Raw genomic sequence first — 20,438 nt, 5'->3', positions numbered from 1 at the left:
ACATCCTGGCGTACGGGGCCGACGAGGTGCCGGTGGGCGAGGACCAGACGCAGCACGTGGAGCTGACGCGGGACCTGGCGGTGCGGTTCAACCAGCGGTACGGGCACACGTTCACCGTGCCGAAGGCGACGCGGCCGGAGGTGGCGGCGCGGGTGATGGACCTCCAGGACCCCTCCTCGAAAATGGGGAAGTCCCACGAGAACGGGGCGGGGATCGTCTATCTGCTGGACGACGCGGACACCGTGCGGCGGAAGGTCATGCGGGCCGTGACCGACAGCGGGCGGGAGGTCGAGTACGACCGGGACGCCAAGCCGGGGGTCGCCAACCTGCTCGACCTGATGGCGGCGGCGACGGGCGGGGACCCGGAGGAGCTCGCCGGGGCGTACGCGTCGTACGGCGCTCTGAAGAAGGACACGGCGGACGCCGTCGTCGAGCTGCTGCGGCCGGTGCGGGAGCGGCACGCCGAGCTCGCGGCGGATCCGGGGTTCGTGGACCGGGTGCTGAAGGAGGGGGCCGAGCGGGCCCGGGGGACGGCGCGGCCGCTGGTGGACCGGGCCTACCGGGCGATCGGGCTGCTGCCCGCCGCCTGACGGAAGGCGGTGCGGTAGTCGCGCGGGCTGGTGGCGAGGTGCGAGGCGAAGTGCTGGCGCATCGTGACCTCGCTGCCGAAGCCCGCGCGGCGGGCCACCTCGGGGAGGGGGTGGTCGGTGAGTTCGAGGAGTTTCTGGGCGGCGGCGACGCGCTGGGTGATGAGCCAGTGGAGGGGGGTGGTGCCGGTGGTGGCCTGGAAGTGGCGGGCGAAGGAGCGGGGGGACATGCCGGCGCGGGCGGCGAGGCTCGCGACGGTGTGGGGCCGGTCGAGGTGGGCGAGCGCGTGGGCGCGGACGGCGGCGAGGGCGTCCCCGTCGCGGTCGGCCCTGGGGGTGGGGCGCTCGATGAACTGGGCCTGGGTGCCGGTGCGGAAGGGGGCGGTGACCATGGAGCGGGCGACGGTGGCGGCGACCTCGGCGCCGTGGGCCGTACGGACCAGGTGGAGGCAGAGGTCGATGCCGGCGGCGGTGCCGGCGGAGGTCCAGACGCCCGTGTCCTCGATGTAGAGCGCCTCGGGTTCCACGCGGATCCGGGGGTGGCGGGCGGCCAGGGCGTCGGTGAGGCGCCAGTGGGTGACGGCGCGGCGGCCGTCGAGGAGGCCGGCGCGGGCGAGGACGAAGGCCCCGGCGCAGAGGGAGGCGACGGGGACGCCCGCGGTGTGGGCGCGGCGGAGGGCTTCGAGGACCGGGGGCGGGACGTCGGCTTCGGGGTCCTCGATGCCGGGGACGAGGACGAGGTCGGCGGGGGTCAGGGCGTCGAGCCAGTCGAGCGGGCGGTCGGGGGTGAGGCTCAGGCCGCCGCGGAGGGGGATGGGGGCGGCCGGGTCGGCGGCTGCGCGGCGGAGGTCGAAGGCGGGGACGCCCTGGCCGGTGCGGTCGGTGCCCCAGACCTCCGTGACGACGGAGACGTCGAAGGCGCGGATGCCGGGGAAGGAGAGGAGTGCGATGCGCTGCGGGGCCGCCATGCGTGGCAGTAAACCATCGATCGGTGACTTCGGAGCCTCTGGGGCGGGCGGCCGGGCGGCGGCAGGATCGTGGTCATGGAGATCGAGGAGAACGCAGCGCTGATCGTCGTCGACGTCCAGAAGGGCTTCGAGTCCGGGTCCTGGGGGCGCCGGGACAACCCGGAGGCGGAGGGGAACGTGGCCGCCCTGATCGACCGGTGGCAGGAGACGGGCCGGCCGGTGGTCTTCGTGCGGCACGACTCGTCGGTGGCGGGTTCGCCGCTGGCGCCGGGCAGCGGGGGCAACGCCTTCAAGGACTTCGTCGAGGAGCGGCGGGGCCGGGGCACGGGGCCCGAGGTGCTGGTGACGAAGACGGTGAACTCCGCCTTCTACGGGGAGCCGGACCTGGACGCGTGGCTGAAGGGGGCCGCCGACGGACGGCGCGGGCAGATCGTGATCGTCGGGATCCAGACGAACATGTGCAACGAGACGACGGCCCGGATGGGCGGGAACCTCGGGTACGACGTGCTGTTCCCGCTGGACGCGATGCACACCTTCGACCTGGCGGGGCCGTTCGGCTGGACGCTCACGGCGGAGGAGCTGACCCGGGCGACGGCGGTGTCGCTGCACGGCGGGCGGTTCGCCCGGGTCGTGACCACGGAGGACGTCCTGAAGGGGACGGCCTCCTAGGAGGGGTCAGCCGTTGCCGGAGGCGAGGGCGCGGCTGCGGTCGCGGGCTGCTTCGAGGGCGGCGATGAGGGCGGCGCGGACGCCGTGGTTCTCCAGCTCGCGGATGGCGCTGATGGTGGTGCCGGCCGGGGAGGTGACGGCCTCGCGGAGCTTGACGGGGTGCTCGCCGCTGTCGCGGAGCATCACGGCGGCGCCGATGGCGGCCTGGACGATGAGGTCGTGGGCCTGGGCGCGGGGCAGGCCGAGGAGGATGCCCGCGTCGGTCATGGCCTCGACCAGGTAGTAGAAGTACGCCGGGCCGGAGCCGGAGAGGGCGGTGGCGGCGTCCTGCTGGGACTCGGGGACGCGGAGGGTCTTGCCGACGCCGCCGAAGATCTCCTCGGTGTGGGCGAGGTGCTCGGGGGTGGCGTGGCTGCCGCCGGAGATCACGGACATGCCCTCGTCGACGAGGACGGGGGTGTTGGGCATGACGCGGACGACGGGGGTGCCGGGGCTGAGCCGTTCCTCGATGAAGGCGGTGGTGATGCCCGCGGCGGCGCTGATGACGAGGCGGTCGGTCGCGACGTGGGGGCCGAGCTCATCGAGGAGGCGGCCCATGTCCTGGGGCTTGACGGCCAGGATGAGGGTGTCGGCGCGCTTGGCGGCCTCGGCGTTGGTGACGGTCTCGACGCCGTAGCGGTCGCGGAGTTCCTCGGCGCGCTCGCCGCGCCGGGTGGTGACGAGGAGGTTCGTGGGGCGCCAGCCGGCTCGGATCATGCCGCTGAGGAGCGCTTCACCGATCTTGCCGGTGCCGAGGACTGCGACGGTCTGGGACATGGCTCTCTCACCTCGCCGAGGGGGTACGTGTCGTCATCCTCGCACCGGCGGGGCGGCCGGTGCGCGGGGTGTCCGAGGTTCGGTCACGCGGTGCGGCGGCGGAGCGTGGCGGCGCCGAGGACGAGGACGAGGACGGCGCAGCCCGCGACGACGAGGGCGTCCCGGACGAAGGCGGGGGTCATGTCGGGGTGGCGGAGGACCTCGTTCATGCCGTCGACGGCGTACGACATGGGCAGGACGTTCGAGATCGCCTCCAGTGCGGGGGCCATCTTGTCGCGCGGGGTGAAGAGGCCGCAGAGGAGCAGCTGGGGGAAGATCACCGCCGGCATGAACTGGACGGCCTGGAACTCGGAGGCCGCGAAGGCGGAGACGAAGAGGCCGAGGGCGGTGCCGAGGAGGGCGTCGAGGAGGGCGACCAGGAGGAGGAGCCAGGGGGAGCCGGTGACGTCGAGGCCGAGGAGTCCGACGGCGAGGCCGGTGGCGAGGACGGACTGGACGACGGCGACGAGGCCGAAGGCGAGGGCGTAGCCGGCGATGAGGTCGGCCTTGCCGAGGGGCATGGCGAGGAGGCGTTCGAGGGTGCCGGAGGTGCGTTCGCGCAGGGTGGCGATGGAGGTCACCAGGAACATGGTGATCAGCGGGAAGATGCCGAGGAGCGAGGCGCCGATGGTGTCGAAGGTCCCCGGGCTGCCGTCGAAGACGTAGCGGAGCAGGAAGAGCATCGCGCAGGGGACGAGGAGCATCAGCGCGACGGAGCGGGGGTCGTGGCGGAGCTGGCGCAGGACGCGGGCCGCCGTGGCGAGGGTGCGTGCGGGGGTCATGGGCGGGGCTCCTCGGGGGCGGGGCGGGCCGCGGCGGTGTCGACCAGGTGGAGGAAGGCCGCTTCGACGGTGTCCGTGCCGCTCCGCCGGCGGAGGGCGTCGGGGGTGCCTTCGGCGAGAACCTCGCCCTCGCGCATGAGGAGGAGGCGGTGGCAGCGCTCGGCCTCGTCCATGACGTGGGAGGAGACGAGGAGGGTGGTGCCCCGGTCGGCGGCGAGGCGGTGGAAGAGGTCCCACAGGTCGCGGCGGAGGACGGGGTCGAGGCCGACGGTCGGTTCGTCGAGGACGAGCAGGTCGGGGGTGCCGAGGAGGGCGACGGCGAGGGAGACCCGGCTGCGCTGGCCGCCGGAGAGGCGTCCGGCGAGGGCGTCGGCGCGGCCGGTGAGGTCGACGTCGTCGAGGGCGTGGGCGACGGCGGTGCGGCGGGTCTCGCGGTGGGCGCGGCCGGGGAGGAGGACCGCGGCGAAGTGGGCGAGGTTCTGCCGGACGGTGAGGTCGTCGTAGACGGAGGGGGCCTGGGTGACGTAGCCGATGCGGGGGCGGAGGCCGGGGTGTCCCGCGGGGCTGCCGAGGACGGTGAGGGTGCCGGTGACCTTGGCCTGGGTGCCGACGACGGCGCGCATGAGGGTGGTCTTGCCGCAGCCGGAGGGACCGAGGAGGCCGGTGACGCGGCCGGCGGGGACGGTGAAGTCGAGGCCGCGCAGGACGGTGCGGTCGCCGCGTACGGCGGTGAGGGCGCGGGCGGTGATCGCGGGGGGCGGGTCGGGGGGTTCGGGTTCGCCGGAGCCGTTGCCGTTTCCGGGACCGGTGCCACGTCCGGATCCGCTCCCGGGTCCGGTGCCGGGCGCTCCGGAGTCGTAATTCATCATGTGATGAATAGTGGGGACGGAAAAGCCCCCGCGTCAAGGACCGCGGGGGCTCGGGCCCGAGGGCCGCCAGGGGCGCTCGGGCGGGAGGCCGTTACGGCCGCCTGGGCTTCCTGCGGGCCGCCGGATTGCCGGTGCGGGCGCCGCGGCGCTTCTCGTGGCGGGCGCGGGCCGTCTCGTACTCGGCCCGGCGGAGCTTCTCGCCGGGGGCCTCCACGAGGCACCGGAGGGCGTACGCGAGGAGGACGCCGATGAAGCCGATGGCCTTGAGGCTCTTGAGGGAGTCCTCGCGGGCCTGGTCGGCGGGGCGGCGGCCGAAGCCCTCCCAGGTCTTGGTGAAGGCGATGGCCGCGCAGACCGCGAACATCAGGATCACCAGCGTGTTGACGAGCCCGCCGACCTCCGCGACCTGGAGGCCCTGGTAGGCGAAGCGCAGGACGAAGGCGCCCGCGACGGCCGCGGCGAGCGCGCCGACCGCGAGGCCGGCGCGGCGCAGTCCGTAGTGGGCGCCGTGGTCGACCCAGCTCGTCCCGAAGAAACGGATCTCCTCGGGCTGGGGTCCGCTCGTACCGGTCTCGGGGGTCCGCTTGTCCTCGCTCACGAGGTCGATTATCCCCGGACCGGGCCCCGGAGGGCCGAGGCGGAGGTCCTCAGACGCAGCGCGGCGCGACGTAGTCGTCGCTGCCGGTCCGGACGTAGGCGTCGGAGACGTACTGCCCCGCGGCGATGCCGTCCCAGATGCGGGTGGTGCCGTACGGACCGGTGACCCACTCGCCCGGCTTCTGGCAGTGGACCGGGACGGTCACCCCCTCGGCGAGGACCTTGACCACCGGGTACTGCGTGCCCGGACCCGAGCGGACGTTGAGCCGGTAGCCCGGCGCGACCTCGTAGTACTTCACCGCCATGATGTTCTCCCCCTGGCTTCACTCTGTGCGACGCGCGCAGGCTAGCAAGCTCCTCCGACATCGCGGTGCGCATCGACTAGGCTCCGTCGCGTCGCGCAGGCGCGCGCGGACGGACGCGGAACCACACGGGGGTGGGAGATGCCGCCGTTGAGCAGGACCGATGCCGACCGGGATCCCGGAGGACCGGAGTACGCCGGGGAGTACCGGCTCCAGGCGGTGCTCGGCGCGGGCGGCATGGGCGTCGTCCACCTGGCCTCCTCGCCGTCCGGGCTGCGGCTCGCGGTGAAGGTGGTGCACGCGCGCTACGCCGAGGACCCCGACTTCCGGGCCCGGTTCCGGCAGGAGGTGGCGGCCGCCCGCCGGGTCAGCGGCGCCTTCACCGCGCCGGTCGTGGACGCCGACCCGGCCGCCGAGCGCCCCTGGATGGCCACCCTCTACGTCCCCGGCCCCACCCTCGCCGACCAGGTCCGCCAGCGCGGCCCCCTCTCCCCCGCCGAGCTGCGCCGGCTGACCGCCGGGCTCGCCGAGGCGCTGCGCGACATCCACCGCGCGGGGGTCGTCCACCGGGACCTCAAGCCGAGCAACGTGCTCCTCACCGACTCCGGCCCGAAGGTCATCGACTTCGGGATCTCCCGGCCCGTCGACAGCGACCTGCGCACGGAGACCGGGAAGCTCATCGGCTCGCCGCCCTTCATGGCGCCCGAGCAGTTCCAGCGCCCGCGCGAGGTCGGTCCGGCCGCGGACGTCTTCGCGCTCGGCTCGGTCCTGGTGCACGCGGCGACCGGCCACGGCCCCTTCGACTCGGACAGCCCGTACATCGTGGCGTACCAGGTGGTCCACGACGAGCCGGACCTCACCGGGGTGCCCGCGGAGCTCGCGCCGCTGGTCGCGCACTGCCTCGCGAAGGAACCGGCCGACCGGCCCACCCCCGCCGAGATCATGGCGGCGCTGCTCCCGCCCTCGTACGAGGCAGAGGCGTTCATACCGTCCCAGCGGCGGCGGCCCGCGCTGCCCGCGGACCCCTTCGCGCCCGGCGGCCAGGACGGCGGCCGGACGGACGGCCACGTCCCCGCGCGCGGCGACGGCTTCGGCGGGGGCCTGCCGGTCGACACCGCGACCCGGCCCGCCGGGGCCGCCGTGCCCCCGCGCCGGCGCCGTCCCCGGCTCGCGCCGCGGCTGACGGTCTCCGCCGCGGTCGTGCTCGTCCTCGCCGGGGCCGGGACCTACGCGGCGCTGCGCCCGCCGGCCCGGCCCGCCGTCGAACCGCCCACCCACCCGGCCGAGGTCGCGACCTCCTTCGACGGCTGGCAGACCCGGCTCCAGGAGTACGGCGACGCCACCGCGCCCGCCTGCGTCCACGAGGCCGGCTCCCTCTACTGCGCGGCGCGCGGCGTGACGCTCGCCCGGCTCGACCCCATGACCGGCGAGGTCCTGTGGAAGCGGACCGGCCCGGTCGACGCGGAGCCGCCGGACGCGCCCGTGCCGCTCACCGGCGGCGGGGAGCGGCTGGTCGGCGCCGCGCCGAAGCCCGGCCCGCTGCGCGCGTACGGCTCCGAGGACGGGACGCCCGGCTGGACCGCGCGCACGGACGTCCCGGAGACGTACCGCCCGGCGGGCGAGGTGGTGGTGTTCTCCGACGGCCGGGGCGCGCTCCGGGCGCTGGACGCGCGGAGCGGGGCCCCGCGCTGGGCCCACGGGCTCGCCGGCTTCGACGCGCCCGTGGTCGGCGCGTACGACGCCCCCTCCGGGCTGCTCACCGTCTCGGAGACGGCCGCGGACGGGCTCAGCACGCGCGTGGGGGCGGTGCTGCCCGCGACCGGCGAGGTCGTGTGGAGCAGGATCGTGAGCGGGGACGCCACCCCGGTCGGCCGCACCCGCGACGGGACGCTCGTCCTCGCCTCTCGCTACCAGAGCGACCTGGTCGACGCGCTGGTGCTGCTCGCCCCGGGCGACCCCGGCGACCCCGCGAGCGGGCCGGCGCACGGCGCGGAGCGGCGGATCCCGATCCAGGAGCGGATGCCGGTCAGCGGCATCGCCGTGCGCGGCACGGTCGCGTACCTGCTCTCCCTGGACGGGCGGGTGCTCGCCGTGGACACGGCGAGCGAGAAGGGCACCCGGCTCTGGGCGCTGGAGACCGGCGCCTCGAACGTCTCCCCGCCCGTCCTCGGCCCCGACACCCGGCTCTACCTCACCGCGGCCGACGGGCGGCTCTTCGCCGTGGACACCACGCGCGGCGCGGTCGTCGGCCAGACCCGCCCCCGGCTGCGGAACGGCCGGCTCGGCTACGCCACGCAGGTTCCGGCACCCCTGGTCGCCGGGAACCGGGTCTTCGGCACGGCCCCGGACGGCTCGGTCTTCGCGGTGGACGCGCGCGTGGCGGAGTCCTGGTAGGGGCCGTCGGTACGGGTGACGGGCGCGGGCGCGGGTGACGGGTACGGGCGTGGGCACGGGCGCGGGTACCCCCGGTCCGGGTCCGGACCCGGGAGCCGTCCACACGCGCGCGAGCGCGGGAGGCGGGGCCTTCGCTCCCGCTTCCCGCGCCCGCGCGGTGTGCGTGCGCGGGCCCGCCGTGCGGCGGGCCGTCCGCGTCAGCCCAGCTTCGACACGTCCCGGACCGCGCCCTTGTCCGCGCTCGTGGCCATCGCCGCGTACGCCCGCAGCGCCGCCGACACCTTGCGCTCGCGGTTCTTCGGGGCGTAGACGCCGCCGAGGGCCTCGCGGCGGGCGGCGAGCACGGAGTCCTCGACCAGCAGCTCGATCGAGCGGTTCGGGATGTCGATGCGGATCCGGTCGCCGTCCTCGACGAGGGCGATGGTGCCGCCGGAGGCCGCCTCGGGGGAGGCGTGGCCGATGGAGAGGCCCGAGGTGCCGCCGGAGAAGCGGCCGTCGGTCACCAGGGCGCAGGTCTTGCCCAGGCCCCGGCCCTTGAGGAAGGAGGTCGGGTAGAGCATCTCCTGCATGCCGGGGCCGCCCTTGGGGCCCTCGTAGCGGATGACGACCACGTCGCCGTCCTTGACCCGCTTGTTCAGGATCTTCTCGACGGCCTCCTCCTGCGACTCGCAGACGACGGCCGGGCCTTCGAAGGTCCAGATCGACTCGTCGACGCCGGCGGTCTTCACGACGCAGCCGTCGACGGCGAGGTTGCCGTGCAGGACGGCGAGGCCGCCGTCCTTCGAGTACGCGTGGGCGGCGTCGCGGATGCAGCCGCCGGCCGCGTCGGTGTCGAGGCTCTCCCAGCGCTCGGACTGGGAGAAGGCGGTCGCGGAGCGGACGCAGCCGGGGGCCGCGTGGAACAGCTCGACGGCCTCCTCGGAGGCGGCGCCGCCGCGCACGTCCCAGGCGTCCAGCCACTCCTTGATGGAGCGGGAGTGGACCGCGTGGACGTCCTCGTTGAGCAGGCCCGCGCGGTACAGCTCGCCGAGGAGGGCCGGGATGCCGCCGGCCCGGTGCACGTCCTCCATGTAGTACGTGCGGTCCTTGACGACGTTCGGGGCGACCTTGGCCAGGCAGGGCACCCGGCGCGAGATCGCGTCCATGTCCGGCAGGCCGTAGTCCAGCTCGGCCTCCTGGGCGGCGGCGAGCAGGTGCAGGATCGTGTTGGTCGAGCCGCCCATGGCGATGTCGAGGGCCATGGCGTTCTCGAAGGCCGCGCGGGTGGCGATGGAGCGCGGCAGGACGGAGGCGTCGTCCTCGTCGTAGTAGCGGCGGGTGAGGTCGACGACCGTGCGGGCGGCGTCCTCGTACAGCGCCCTGCGGGCGGTGTGGGTGGCGAGGACGGAGCCGTTGCCCGGGAGGGAGAGGCCGATGGCCTCGGTCAGGCAGTTCATCGAGTTGGCGGTGAACATGCCGGAACAGGAGCCGCAGGTGGGACAGGCGCTCTCCTCGATGCGGGAGATGTCCTCGTCCGAGATGTTCGGGTTCACCGCGTCGGAGATCGCGTCGACCAGGTCGAGCGTGCGGACCGAGCCGTCGACGAGCGTGGCGCGGCCGGACTCCATCGGGCCGCCGGAGACGAAGACCGTCGGGATGTTGAGGCGCAGGGCGGCCATCAGCATGCCGGGGGTGATCTTGTCGCAGTTGGAGATGCAGATCAGGGCGTCGGCGCAGTGGGCCTCGACCATGTACTCCACGCTGTCCGCGATCAGGTCGCGGGAGGGCAGGCTGTAGAGCATGCCGCCGTGGCCCATGGCGATGCCGTCGTCGACGGCGATCGTGTTGAACTCGCGGGCGATGCCGCCGGCGGCCGTGATGGCGTCGGAGACGATCCGGCCGACGGGCTGGAGGTGGGTGTGGCCGGGGACGAACTCGGTGAAGGAGTTCGCCACTGCGATGATCGGCTTCCGCCCGATGTCCGCGCCCGGTACACCGGAGGCGCGCATAAGGGCGCGTGCGCCCGCCATGTTGCGGCCGTGGGTGACAGTGCGGGACCTCAGCTCGGGCATCGTCGCTCGCTCCTCGTGATGGATGTGCTTCCTCCGAGCGTACGCCGACGCTCCAAGATCTGGACACCCTGTCCGACATGCGGGACGGCGTCCCAGGGGTCGGTCGCCCCGCCGGACCGCCCCGGCCGCGCCGCGCGCGGGCGGTCACGCCTCCGTCAGGTACCGCTGGAGCGTCGGGGCCACGTCGGCCACGATCCGCTCCGGGTCCGCCGAGGCCAGCGGCTCGACCCGGACGACGTACCGCAGGATCACGATCCCGATCATCTGCGAGGCCGCCAGCTCGGCCCGGAGCCTGGGGTCCGGCACGGCGAGGCCCGCGGCGATCCGCTCCAGGAGGCGCCGCAGGACGAAGTTCCGCAGCACCGTCGCCGCCGCCTCGTGGGTCACCGCCGAGCGGATGACCGCGAGCAGCGGGGCCCGGGTCGCCGGGTTCTCCCACACGCCGACGAAGAAGCGGGCGAGGCGCTCGCCGACCTCCTCGCGCGGGCCGTCGAGGATGGCCGGGACGACCAGCGCGGGCTCGAAGGAGACCTCGATCGCCGCCGCGAAGACCTCGTCCTTGGTGCCGAAGTAGTGGTGCACCAGCGCCGGGTCGACCCCGGCGGCCTTGGCGATGCCGCGGACCGACGTCTTGTCGTAGCCGCGCTCCGCGAACTCCGTCCGTGCCGTCTCCAGGATGCGCTCGCGGGCGCCCGGGGCGGTGTCGCCGGCGGCCCGCGCGGGGCGGCCGCGGCGCCGGGGGGAGGCGTCGCTCACGCGCGGGTGCCCCGGGACGCCGAGGCCAGGTGGAGCCGGGTGAAGGCGAGGGCCTCGGCGAGGTCGGCCTCCCGTTCGGCGGCGGACATCGCGCGCCGGGTGTTGACCTCGATGACGACGTGTCCGTCGAAGCCGCTCACCGCGAGGCGCTCCAGGAGCTCGGCGCACGGCTGGGTGCCCCGGCCGGGCACCAGGTGCTCGTCCTTGGCGGAGCCGCGGCCGTCGGCGAGGTGGACGTGCCCGAGCCGGTCGCCCATGCGGTCGACCATCGCGAGGGCGTCCGTGCGGGCGGTCGCGGCGTGCGAGAGGTCGACGGTGAAGTGCCGGTAGTCGTCCTTGGTGACGTCCCACTCGGGGGCGTACGCGAGCATCTCGCGGTCCTTGTACCGCCACGGGTACATGTTCTCGACGGCGAAGCGGACGTCGGTCTCGTCGGCCATCCGCCAGATGCCGGTCACGAAGTCGCGGGCGTACTGGCGCTGCCAGCGGAAGGGCGGGTGGACGACGACCGTGGACGCGCCGAGCTTCTCGGCGGCCGCCCGGGCGCGCCGGAGCTTGACCCAGGGGTCGGTGGACCAGACGCGCTGGGTGATGAGGAGGCAGGGGGCGTGGACGGCGAGGATCGGCACCTGGTGGTAGTCGGAGAGCCGGCGCAGCGCCTCGACGTCCTGGCTGACCGGGTCGGTCCACACCATGACCTCGACGCCGTCGTAGCCGAGGCGCGCGGCGACCTCGAAGGCCGTCGCCGTCGACTCCGGGTAGACGGAGGCCGTCGACAGGGCGACCTTCGCATCCGGGACGCGCACCGCTGGTTCTGCCACGACAGACAGGGTACGGGGCCCACCTGGGCGCGGGAGGGTGGTTCCGGTCACCCTCCGCACGCCCCGGCTCCGGGGGCGCGGGGCCCTCACGCGCCCGCCAGGACCTCCGGGAGGTGGTCGAGGCGGCGGAGGATCACGCCCTCGCGCAGGGCCCAGGGACAGATCTCCAGCCGGTCCACGCCGAGCAGGTCCATCGCGCCCTCGGCGACCAGGGCGCCGGCCAGGAGCTGGGCGGCGCGGCCCTCGGAGACGCCGGGCAGGGCGGCGCGCTCGCCGCCGGTCATGGCGGCGAGCCGCGGCACCCACTCCTCCAGGGAGGCGCGGGTGAGGAGCCGTTCCACGTAGAGGCCCTCTCCGGAGCCGGGCGCGCCCGCGATCCGGGCCAGCTGCTTGAAGGTCTTGGAGGTGGCGACGACGTGGTCGGGCTTCCCGAAGCGGCTGAACTCGCCGACCGTGCGGGCGATCTGGGCGCGGACGTGGCGGCGCAGCGCCTTGACGTCCTCCGTGTCGGGCGGGTCGCCGGGCAGCCAGCCGGCGGTGAGCCGGCCCGCGCCGAGCGGCAGGGAGACGGCGGCGTCGGGGTCCTCGTCGATGCCGTAGGCGACCTCCAGGGAGCCGCCGCCGATGTCGAGGAGGAGGAGCTTGCCCGCGGACCAGCCGAACCAGCGGCGGGCGGCGAGGAAGGTGAGCCGGGCCTCCTCGCCGCCGGTGAGGACCTGGAGGTCCACCCCGGTCTCGTCCTTCACCCGGGCGAGGACGTCGTCGGCGTTGGTGGCCTCGCGGACGGCGGAGGTCGCGAAGGGCAGGACCTCCTCGCAGCCCTTGTCCTCGGCCGCGTGGAGCGCGTCCCGGACGGTCCCGATGAGCCGCTCGACGCCGCCGGGCGCGATGGCGCCGCGCTCGTCGAGGAGTTCGGCGAGGCGGAGCTCCGCCTTGTGGGAGTGGGCGGGCAGCGGGCGGGCGCCGGGGTGGGCGTCCACCACGAGCAGGTGCACAGTGTTCGAACCGACGTCGAGGACTCCGAGTCTCATGGCGGAAACGCTACTGCGCCGACCCGCATACGCTTGGCGTTGTGCCAAAGACGAAAAAGGCGAAGCCGGGCAAAGACAGTGCCTCCGGCGGTGACGGGGCCGCTCAGGACGTGCGGGACGTGAAGTACGCGCGCGACGTGGAGGGCGCGAAGCCGCCCGTCAAGGGCGTGACGAAGCAGCGCAAGGGCGCCGAGCCCGACGAGCAGGGACTCGACTTCCCGCGCGCGTGGGTGGAGTTCGCGGACCCGGCCGACGAGGAGCAGGTCTTCCGCTGCGACCTGACCTGGCTGACCTCGCGGTGGACGTGCGTCTTCGGCAGCGGCTGCCAGGGCATCCAGGCGGGCCGGGCGGCGGACGGCTGCTGCACGCTCGGCGCCCACTTCTCCGACGAGGACGACGAGAAGCGGGTCGCGGAGCACGTGGCGAAGCTGACGCCGGAGCTGTGGCAGTTCCACGACGTCGGCAGCGAGACGGGATGGACGCAGGTCGACGACGACGGCGACCGGCAGACCCGCCGCTGGAAGGGCTCGTGCATCTTCCAGAACCGGCCGGGCTTCGCGGGCGGCGCGGGCTGCTCGCTGCACATCCTGGCCCTGAAGGAGGGCCGGGAGCCGCTGGAGACGAAGCCGGACGTGTGCTGGCAGCTGCCGGTGCGCAGGACGTACGACTGGATCGACCGGCCCGACGACACGCGCGTGCTCCAGGTGTCCATCGGGGAGTACGACCGGCGGGGCTGGGGCCCGGGCGGTCACGACCTGCACTGGTGGTGCACCTCGGCGACCTCCGCGCACGGCGGCGGGGAGCCGGTCTACGTCTCGTACCGGCCGGAGCTGGTCGAGATGATGGGCGCGGAGGCGTACGAGGTGCTGGTCGGGCTCTGCGAGGCGCGGCTCGCCTCCTCGCTGCCCATGGTGGCGCCGCACCCGGCCGACCCGAAGCCGTAGCCGCCGGGTCCCGCGGACCTCAGGAGGTGGGCTGCGGGGCCGGTTCGTCCGTGGTCGGCGGGGGCGTCGTCGGCTCGGTCGTCGGGGGCTCGGTCGGGGGCTCCGTGGTCGGCGGCGGGGTCGTCGGCTGCTCCGTCGTCGGGGGCGGGGTGGTCGGTTCGGTGGTCGGCGGCGGGGTGGTGGGCTGCTCCGTGGTCGGCGGGGGCGTCGTCGGGGGCGTGGGCACGGTCGGCGGGACGGTGGGCACGCCGGTGGGCGGTGCGGTCGGCGGGGTCGTGGGCTCCGTGGTGGCCGCCGGGGGCGGCACCACCCGGTCGTCGACCGGGGCGGCGGGGCCCCGGCCGCTGATCCGCAGCACCGCCCCGGTGGGGTCGACGCCGATCCGGGCGCTCCACGGGCCGCGCGGTTCCCCGGCCCGGTCGACGCGGACGGCGACGGTGACGGTCTCGCCCGGCCCCAGGGTGCCGGAGGCCCGGCTCACGTACAGCCAGGGCGCGTCCGTCCACAGCTCCCAGTCGACCGGGGTGCCGCCCTGCCCGGTGAGGGTGATCAGGGTGACGTCGCCGAGGCAGCGCGCGGTGACGCCGATCCAGCCCGGTGCCGGGTCGCCGGGCCGGGCGGGGGCGGTGGGGCCCGCGGGCCTGGCGGGGGTGACGACCTCGACGGAGACGCCGGGGGAACGGCTCGCCTGGGTGGAGCGGGAGTCCGGGGTCGTACGGGCGCTGCCGGCGTTCTCGTACCGGTCGGAGGAGCGGCCGTCCGCGTCCGTCCCGCCGTTCTCCCCGGCGCTGACCCGGGAGCCGTCCCGTCCGGCCTCCGCGACGGCGGGGACCCCCCGGTAGGACGTCCACAGGGCGAGGACCGGCGCGGCAACCACAGCGGCGACCACGGTGGTGGTGACCGCGCGGGCCCGCATCCGGTCCCGGCGGGCGACGACGTCCTTGGGGTCGATCGGGAAGCCGGTCGGGGCGAAGCGGGGGGCGCCCGTCCGCGCGCGCGGGACGTGCAGCATCGCCATGTAGGCGGCGGCCCGGGGCGCCTCGACGAGCGGCAGCCGGTCCTGGACGGGGCGCGGCCCCCCGCCGGGCCAGGGGGCGGTGGCGCCGACCCGCTCGGCGGTGCGGCGGCAGACCGGGCAGTCGTCGACGTGCCGGACGAGCTCGGCGCGCAGGGCCGCCGAGAGGATCACCCGCTGGTCGCCGGTGAGGAGCCGGGCGACGGTGGGGCAGCTGCCGGTGGAGACGACGGCGAGCGCGGCGCGGGTCCGCTCGACCTCGCAGCCGGCGGTGGCGAGGAGTTCGCGGGCGGCCTGCGGGTCGAGGGCGAGGACGGCGGCGACCTGGGCCGGGGTGAGGCCGTGCCGGACGGCCAGTTCGAGGGCCTCGCGCTGCTCGGGGGTGGTGCCGGCGGCCTCGGGCCAGGCGAGGGTGGCCAGCTCCGCGCGGCGGCGCTCGGCGGTCTCCGCGGAGACCGGCGGCGGCGCGGCCGGGGTGACGGCGGGGCGGCCGGTGTGCGCGCCCTGGCGCCGGCGGCGCTGCTCGCCGAGGCTGCGCAGGCAGGCCCAGCGGGCGAGCGCGTACAGCCAGGCGGTCCTGCCCTCCTCGTCGGAGGGGCAGCGGCCGTGGTGGCGCTCGGCGGCGGCGAGGACGTCGCCGAGGACGGCGGTGGCCGTGTCGTGGTCGCAGAGGACCGAGAGGCAGTACGTGAAGAGCCCGTCGAGGGCGGCCTCGTAGCGGGCGGGGGGCCGCTGGCCGTGCGTGCGCGGTCCCTGCTGCGGGCCGCGGCGCGCCCGGTGCGCGCCCGGGGTGCGGGAGGAGTCCAGCCTGCTGCTCGTCACTGGGCGACCGTAGGCGCGCGGAAGGGCACTCTTCATACCGGATCCGCCGTTCTCAGCCTTACGGGTGAACCCCTCACTCGAAAGGGGACAGGAACGGGGTGTTCCGCTGCCGGGGGCCGGGGTTGTCCACAGACGGGGCGCGGGTGGCGGTCCGCTGTCGGTGGCGGCGGCTACGGTGTGGAGCATGGCTGCCCGTACGAAAACCGCCAAGGACCGGCCGTCCTACCGCTGCACCGAGTGCGGCTGGCAGACGGCCAAATGGCTCGGCCGCTGCCCCGAATGCCAGGCATGGGGGACGGTCGAGGAGTACGGCGCGCCCGCCGTCCGGACCACCGCCGCCGGCCGGGTCTCCTCCGCCGCCGTCCCCATCGCCCAGGTCGACGGCCGGCAGGCGACCGCCCGCACGACCGGCGTCGACGAGCTGGACCGGGTGCTCGGCGGCGGCCTGGTGCCCGGCGCGGTGGTGCTGCTCGCGGGCGAGCCGGGCGTCGGCAAGTCCACGCTGCTGCTGGACGTGGCGGCGAAGGCGGCCAGCGACGAGCACCGCACGCTGTACGTGACGGGCGAGGAGTCCGCGAGCCAGGTCCGGCTCCGCGCGGACCGGATCAACGCCCTGAGCGACCACCTCTACCTGGCGGCGGAGACCGACCTGTCGGCGGTCCTCGGCCACCTGGACGCGGTCAAGCCCTCGCTGCTGATCCTGGACTCGGTGCAGACCGTGGCCTCCCCGGAGATCGACGGCGCCCCCGGCGGCATGGCGCAGGTCCGCGAGGTCGCGGGCGCGCTGATCCGGGCCTCCAAGGAGCGCGGGATGTCCACGCTGCTCGTCGGCCACGTGACGAAGGACGGGGCGATCGCCGGTCCCCGGCTCCTGGAGCACCTGGTGGACGTGGTCCTGCACTTCGAGGGCGACCGGCACGCGCGCCTGCGCCTGGTCCGGGGCGTGAAGAACCGGTACGGGGCGACGGACGAGGTCGGCTGCTTCGAGCTCCACGACGAGGGGATCACGGGTCTCGCCGACCCGTCCGGACTGTTCCTGACCCGCCGGGACGTGGCCGTGCCGGGCACCTGCCTCACGGTCACCCTGGAGGGCCGCCGTCCGCTGGTCGCCGAGGTGCAGGCGCTGACCGTGGACTCGCAGATCCCGTCGCCGCGCCGGACCACCTCGGGCCTGGAGACCTCCCGGGTCTCGATGATGCTGGCGGTGCTGGAGCAGCGCGGCCGGATCAGCGCGCTGGGGAAGCGGGACATCTACAGCGCCACCGTCGGCGGGGTGAAGCTCTCCGAGCCCGCCGCCGACCTGGCGATCGCGCTCGCCCTGGCCTCCGCCGCGAGCGACACCCCGCTGCCGAAGAACCTGGTCGCGATCGGCGAGGTCGGGCTCGCGGGCGAGGTCCGGCGGGTGACGGGCGTCCAGCGGCGGCTCGCCGAGGCGCACCGGCTGGGCTTCACCCACGCGCTGGTGCCGTCCGACCCGGGCAAGGTGCCGCCGGGCATGAAGGTGACGGAGGTCGCGGACATGGGCGACGCCCTGCGGGTCCTGCCCCGCGGTCGCCGCGCGGCCCGGCCGCCGGAGGAGTCCGCCGGCTGACGGGCCCGGAGGGGCGGGAGCCGGGGGCAGGGAGCCGGGACGGGGGGCCTGGAGGTACGAGCGGGGCCGGGCGGGTGCGGACGGGTCGGGCGGGACGGGCAGGTCCTGGTGGGTGCGAACGGATGCGGACGGGTGCGGACGGGCCGGGCGGGTCCCGGCGGGTGCGGGGTGGTCGGCGGGGCCGTTCGTGCGTCCCGGGGGTACTCCGGTGGGGCGGTCGAGGGGTAGGCGCTCGGCCGAGCGGGTAGGGCGGATCGCGACCGGGCCGCCCCGGTGGGTGCCCGCCCGGAGCGCCCCGGACCGGCGCGCGGCCCAGGGCGGCTGGGTGGTGTCGCTAGACTTTGCCCTGGTCTCGCCCATCCGTACGAGCCGGAGGAGTGCAGTGGCAGCCAAGGACGGGGCAGCAGCTCCTGGAAAGTCCGGCACAGGCTCCGGCAACGAAGCGCTGATGCGCGCGGCCCTGAGCGCGGTCGCGCCCGGCACCGCCCTGCGGGACGGCCTGGAGCGGATCCTGCGCGGGAACACCGGTGGCCTGATCGTCCTCGGCATGGACAAGACGGTCGACTCGATGTGCACCGGCGGCTTCGTGATCGACGTCGAGTTCGCCGCCACGCGCCTGCGCGAGCTGTGCAAGCTCGACGGGGCGCTCGTCCTCGACAAGGACATCACCAAGATCCACCGGGCCGGCGTGCAGCTGGTCCCGGACGCCTCCATCCCCACCGAGGAGACCGGCACCCGCCACCGCACCGCGGACCGCGTCTCCAAGCAGTGCAACTTCCCGGTCGTCTCCGTCTCCCAGTCGATGCGGCTGATCGCGCTGTACGTGAACGGCGAGCGGCGGGTCCTGGAGGAGTCGGCCGCGATCCTGTCCCGGGCCAACCAGGCGCTCGCGACCCTGGAGCGGTACAAGCTCCGCCTGGACGAGGTGGCCGGCACGCTCTCCGCGCTGGAGATCGAGGACCTGGTGACCGTGCGGGACGTCACCGCCGTCGCCCAGCGCCTGGAGATGGTCCGCCGGATCGCCACCGAGATCGCGGAGTACGTCGTCGAGCTCGGCACCGACGGCCGGCTGCTCTCGCTCCAGCTCGACGAGCTGATCGCGGGCGTGGAGCCGGAGCGCGAGCTGGTGATCCGGGACTACGTGCCGGAGCCCACCGTCAAGCGGTCCCGCACGGTGGCCGAGGCGCTGACCGAGCTGGACGCGCTCTCGCACACCGAGCTCCTCGAACTTCCCGTCGTGGCGCGGGCCCTGGGCTACAGCGGTTCGCCCGAGACCCTCGACTCGGCGGTCTCGCCGCGCGGCTACCGGCTGCTCGCCAAGGTGCCGCGCCTGCCCGGCGCGATCATCGAGCGCCTGGTGGAGCACTTCGGCGGCCTCCAGAAGCTGCTCGCGGCGAGCGTGGACGACCTCCAGGCCGTGGACGGCGTCGGCGAGGCCCGCGCCCGCAGCGTCCGCGAGGGCCTGTCGCGGCTGGCGGAGTCCTCGATCCTGGAGCGGTACGTCTGACCCCGGGGCGGACCCGCGGCCGTGCGCCGGGGCAGACGTGGTGTCCGCCCCGTGCGGTCAGTCCTTGGCGAGGGTGAACGGGGCCGCGAGGACCTTCGCCCCGGGCAGGGACGCCTCCAGCAGGTAGTTGCCCGGGGCCGCCTCGCCCGCCGGGGCGGTGGCGCACCGCGGGGCGCTGCGCCGGCGGTCCCACTCCACGGTGTGGGTGATCGTGGAGTGCGCGGGGACCTTCAGCAGCACCGGGTCGCCGGGGCGCGGGCAGTCGTCGGAGGCCCACAGGCGCTCGTTCTGCGGGTCGCTGATCTTCAGCACCGCGGCGCGGGGGCCGAGGTCGGCCTTGCAGTCGGCGCCGGAGGTGTTCTTCACCACGAGGTGGAAGCGGGGCTTCTCGCCGGGCTCGTACTCGAGCTTGACGCTTTCCAGCTTCAACTCCAGGGCGTTCACAGGGCAGTCGGGGAGCTGCGAACCGGCCGGGACGCGCTGGCCCGCGCCGCTGCCGGCCCCGCCGTCGCCGCCCGCGCCGTCGGTGTCTCCGTTCTTGCCCGCCGTACCGGAGCCGTCGCCGGAACCGTCACCGGAGCCGGGGTCCGCGCCCGAGCCCGTGTCCGTACCGGAGGCGGAACCGCTGCCCGAGCCGGGGTCCGCGCCCGAACCGGAACCCGGCCCCGAGCCGTCTCCCGTACCGGAGTCGCCGGATCCGCCCGACTCGTCGCGGCCGCCCGGCTGTTGGCTGATGGCCGGTCCGGTCCCGCCGGGGCCGGGGGTGATGGAGGGCGCGGGGGACGCGCCGTTGGCCGCGTCGTTCGACTTCTTCCCGCCCCCGTCACCGGAGGTGACGGCCCACAACGTGAGCAGGCCGAGGAGCGCGATCAGGCACAGCGCGACCGCCCTCCGTCGCCAGTAGATGGTGGAGGGAAGCGGCCCGACCGGATTGCGCAAAGATCCCACGACCCGAACCTTACGAGAGATCCGGTCCAACTCCCGCCCCACCCGCCGCCCGAGACCCCAAGTTTTGCCGATGATCACATCCATGATCGGATCGGCCGCGGAGCGGAACTCCCCGCGCGGGGACCGGAAATCACCCCTCCTCACGCCCATCCCCCACTTTCGTCAGGGGTCGGATCCTTCCTTGGCCCAGGGCACGAAGGTCGTGGTTCCGGTTAGCGTCATGCACCATGGACAACCTCCTCGACCTCTCCGACCGTCTCTACCTCGACGTCCTCGACTTCGCGCACACCACACCGCACTGGTTCCAGTGGCTCGCCGAAGTCTGGACGGAGCTCGGACTGCTGCTCTTCGGAGCCCTGTTCCTGGCCGGGTGGTGGCGCTCTCGGACCGGATCGAGCCAGGCGATGGCCCTCGCGCTCCTCGCCCCGCTCGCCACGGCCTTCGGATACGTGGTGAGCGAGGCCCTGAAGTCGCTGATCGACGAGGAGCGGCCGTGCCGGGCCGTCGCCGGGGCACCCGCCGCCCTCATCGACTGCCCCGTCTACGGCGACTGGTCCTTCCCCAGCAACCACTCGGCCATCGCCGGAGCCGCCGCCGTGGCGCTCGCCCTCTCCTGGCGCGGGATCGTGTGGCTGACCGTGCCCATGGCGATCCTCATGGCCTTCTCCCGCGTCTTCGTCGGCGTCCACTACCCGCACGACGTGACCGCGGGCCTGCTCCTCGGCGCCCTCGTCGCCTTCCTCGTCATGCGGGCCGGGCGGAAGCCGGTGGGCGCGCTGGTGGAGACGGCCCGCTCCAGCAGGAGCGCGGCGGTCGTGTGGTGCGCGGGCCGGGGGCCCGCGACCCCGGCGCACGCCTCCACGCGCCCCGGGCGCCGTGCGCGGGCGCGCCACGGCGCGTACTGATCACTCCCCGGACGTGCCAGGATC

Annotated in this window: 19 protein-coding genes (1 of these 19 running past the window's edge); 7 read left to right on the top strand and 12 right to left on the bottom strand. The window is 75.0% G+C overall.

What is annotated here, in order from left to right:
• Positions 1-590, top strand: the 3' portion of a protein-coding gene (trpS, locus tag IE326_RS14145; protein WP_150228992.1) for a tryptophan--tRNA ligase. 409 nt of this gene lie to the left of the window's left edge; the window shows 590 of its 999 coding nt (coding positions 410-999); the start codon falls outside the window, past its left edge; it ends in the stop codon at positions 588-590.
• Here the strand turns inward: trpS and IE326_RS14140 are convergent.
• The gene (locus IE326_RS14140) at positions 557-1,555 is read right to left on the bottom strand and encodes a GlxA family transcriptional regulator (RefSeq protein ID WP_190041669.1); all 999 of its coding nucleotides are present in this window, start codon (positions 1,553-1,555) and stop codon (positions 557-559) included. The genes trpS and IE326_RS14140 overlap by 34 nt on opposite strands.
• Positions 1,556-1,630: 75 nt before the next feature.
• On the opposite strand from IE326_RS14140, the gene IE326_RS14135 reads away from it, so the two are divergent.
• Positions 1,631-2,224 (top strand): cysteine hydrolase family protein, encoded by a 594-nt coding sequence (locus IE326_RS14135; RefSeq protein WP_150228996.1) that lies wholly within the window; start codon positions 1,631-1,633, stop codon positions 2,222-2,224.
• Between the two features lie 6 nt (positions 2,225-2,230).
• Here the strand turns inward: IE326_RS14135 and proC are convergent, their stop codons facing one another.
• The 5 genes from proC to IE326_RS14110 all read right to left on the bottom strand — a co-directional run bounded on the left by proC (position 2,231) and on the right by IE326_RS14110 (position 5,632).
• Entirely contained in the window at positions 2,231-3,040 is an 810-nt protein-coding gene (gene proC / locus IE326_RS14130; RefSeq protein WP_190041668.1) for a pyrroline-5-carboxylate reductase, read from the bottom strand.
• 83 nt (positions 3,041-3,123) lie between these two features.
• Positions 3,124-3,861 (bottom strand): ABC transporter permease, encoded by a 738-nt coding sequence (locus IE326_RS14125; protein ID WP_150228998.1) that lies wholly within the window; start codon positions 3,859-3,861, stop codon positions 3,124-3,126.
• Entirely contained in the window at positions 3,858-4,730 is an 873-nt protein-coding gene (locus tag IE326_RS14120; protein ID WP_190041667.1) for an ABC transporter ATP-binding protein, read from the bottom strand. The genes IE326_RS14125 and IE326_RS14120 overlap by 4 nt, the downstream gene beginning before the upstream one ends.
• A 91-nt stretch (positions 4,731-4,821) precedes the next feature.
• Positions 4,822-5,328, bottom strand: a complete 507-nt coding sequence (locus IE326_RS14115; RefSeq protein WP_150229002.1) for a hypothetical protein — start codon at positions 5,326-5,328, stop codon at positions 4,822-4,824.
• Positions 5,329-5,377: 49 nt separating this feature from the next.
• On the bottom strand, positions 5,378-5,632 hold the full coding sequence (locus IE326_RS14110) for an SH3 domain-containing protein (protein WP_150229004.1): 255 nt from the start codon (positions 5,630-5,632) through the stop codon (positions 5,378-5,380).
• 138 nt (positions 5,633-5,770) lie between these two features.
• Here IE326_RS14110 and IE326_RS14105 point away from each other — a divergent pair, with 138 nt between their 5' ends.
• Positions 5,771-8,023 carry a serine/threonine-protein kinase gene (locus IE326_RS14105; RefSeq protein ID WP_190041666.1) on the top strand — a complete coding sequence of 751 codons (2,253 nt, stop codon included), beginning with the start codon at positions 5,771-5,773 and terminating at the stop codon, positions 8,021-8,023.
• Between the two features lie 197 nt (positions 8,024-8,220).
• On the opposite strand, the gene ilvD is transcribed toward IE326_RS14105, so the two are convergent.
• The 4 genes from ilvD to IE326_RS14085 all read right to left on the bottom strand — a co-directional run bounded on the left by ilvD (position 8,221) and on the right by IE326_RS14085 (position 12,682).
• Positions 8,221-10,074, bottom strand: coding sequence for a dihydroxy-acid dehydratase (gene ilvD, locus IE326_RS14100; protein WP_150229008.1), 1,854 nt, complete (start codon positions 10,072-10,074; stop codon positions 8,221-8,223).
• A 144-nt stretch (positions 10,075-10,218) separates the two neighbouring features.
• The gene (locus tag IE326_RS14095) at positions 10,219-10,830 is read right to left on the bottom strand and encodes a TetR/AcrR family transcriptional regulator (protein WP_150229010.1); all 612 of its coding nucleotides are present in this window, start codon (positions 10,828-10,830) and stop codon (positions 10,219-10,221) included.
• Positions 10,827-11,651 (bottom strand): sugar phosphate isomerase/epimerase family protein, encoded by an 825-nt coding sequence (locus tag IE326_RS14090; protein ID WP_150229012.1) that lies wholly within the window; start codon positions 11,649-11,651, stop codon positions 10,827-10,829. The genes IE326_RS14095 and IE326_RS14090 overlap by 4 nt, the downstream gene beginning before the upstream one ends.
• A gap of 86 nt (positions 11,652-11,737) precedes the next feature.
• Complete coding sequence (locus IE326_RS14085; protein ID WP_150229014.1) at positions 11,738-12,682, bottom strand: Ppx/GppA family phosphatase; 945 nt, start codon at positions 12,680-12,682, stop codon at positions 11,738-11,740.
• A 41-nt stretch (positions 12,683-12,723) separates the two neighbouring features.
• Here IE326_RS14085 and IE326_RS14080 point away from each other — a divergent pair, with 41 nt between their 5' ends.
• Positions 12,724-13,626 (top strand): DUF3109 family protein, encoded by a 903-nt coding sequence (locus IE326_RS14080; protein ID WP_150229016.1) that lies wholly within the window; start codon positions 12,724-12,726, stop codon positions 13,624-13,626.
• 19 nt (positions 13,627-13,645) lie between these two features.
• On the opposite strand, the gene IE326_RS14075 is transcribed toward IE326_RS14080, so the two are convergent.
• Entirely contained in the window at positions 13,646-15,463 is a 1,818-nt protein-coding gene (locus tag IE326_RS14075; protein WP_190041665.1) for a BACON domain-containing protein, read from the bottom strand.
• Positions 15,464-15,647: 184 nt separating this feature from the next.
• Here IE326_RS14075 and radA point away from each other — a divergent pair, with 184 nt between their 5' ends.
• Both radA and disA read left to right on the top strand, forming a co-directional pair.
• Positions 15,648-17,054: a DNA repair protein RadA gene (gene radA / locus IE326_RS14070; RefSeq protein WP_150229020.1), complete on the top strand. Its 1,407-nt coding sequence runs from the start codon at positions 15,648-15,650 to the stop codon at positions 17,052-17,054.
• Positions 17,055-17,436: 382 nt separating this feature from the next.
• Positions 17,437-18,561 carry a DNA integrity scanning diadenylate cyclase DisA gene (gene disA / locus IE326_RS14065; RefSeq protein WP_190041664.1) on the top strand — a complete coding sequence of 375 codons (1,125 nt, stop codon included), beginning with the start codon at positions 17,437-17,439 and terminating at the stop codon, positions 18,559-18,561.
• Positions 18,562-18,618: 57 nt separating this feature from the next.
• On the opposite strand, the gene IE326_RS14060 is transcribed toward disA, so the two are convergent.
• Positions 18,619-19,509 carry a hypothetical protein gene (locus IE326_RS14060; RefSeq protein ID WP_190041663.1) on the bottom strand — a complete coding sequence of 297 codons (891 nt, stop codon included), beginning with the start codon at positions 19,507-19,509 and terminating at the stop codon, positions 18,619-18,621.
• Between the two features lie 227 nt (positions 19,510-19,736).
• Between IE326_RS14060 and IE326_RS14055 the strand changes: the two genes are divergently transcribed.
• Positions 19,737-20,414: a phosphatase PAP2 family protein gene (locus IE326_RS14055; protein WP_150229024.1), complete on the top strand. Its 678-nt coding sequence runs from the start codon at positions 19,737-19,739 to the stop codon at positions 20,412-20,414.
• Positions 20,415-20,438 lie beyond the last annotated feature (24 nt).

This window comes from Streptomyces filamentosus (assembly GCF_014654895.1).
Classification (GTDB): Bacteria; Actinomycetota; Actinomycetes; order Streptomycetales; family Streptomycetaceae; genus Streptomyces; species Streptomyces filamentosus.
Note: the sequence above shows the minus strand (reverse complement) of the source record. Positions and strands in the feature narration are given on the sequence as shown.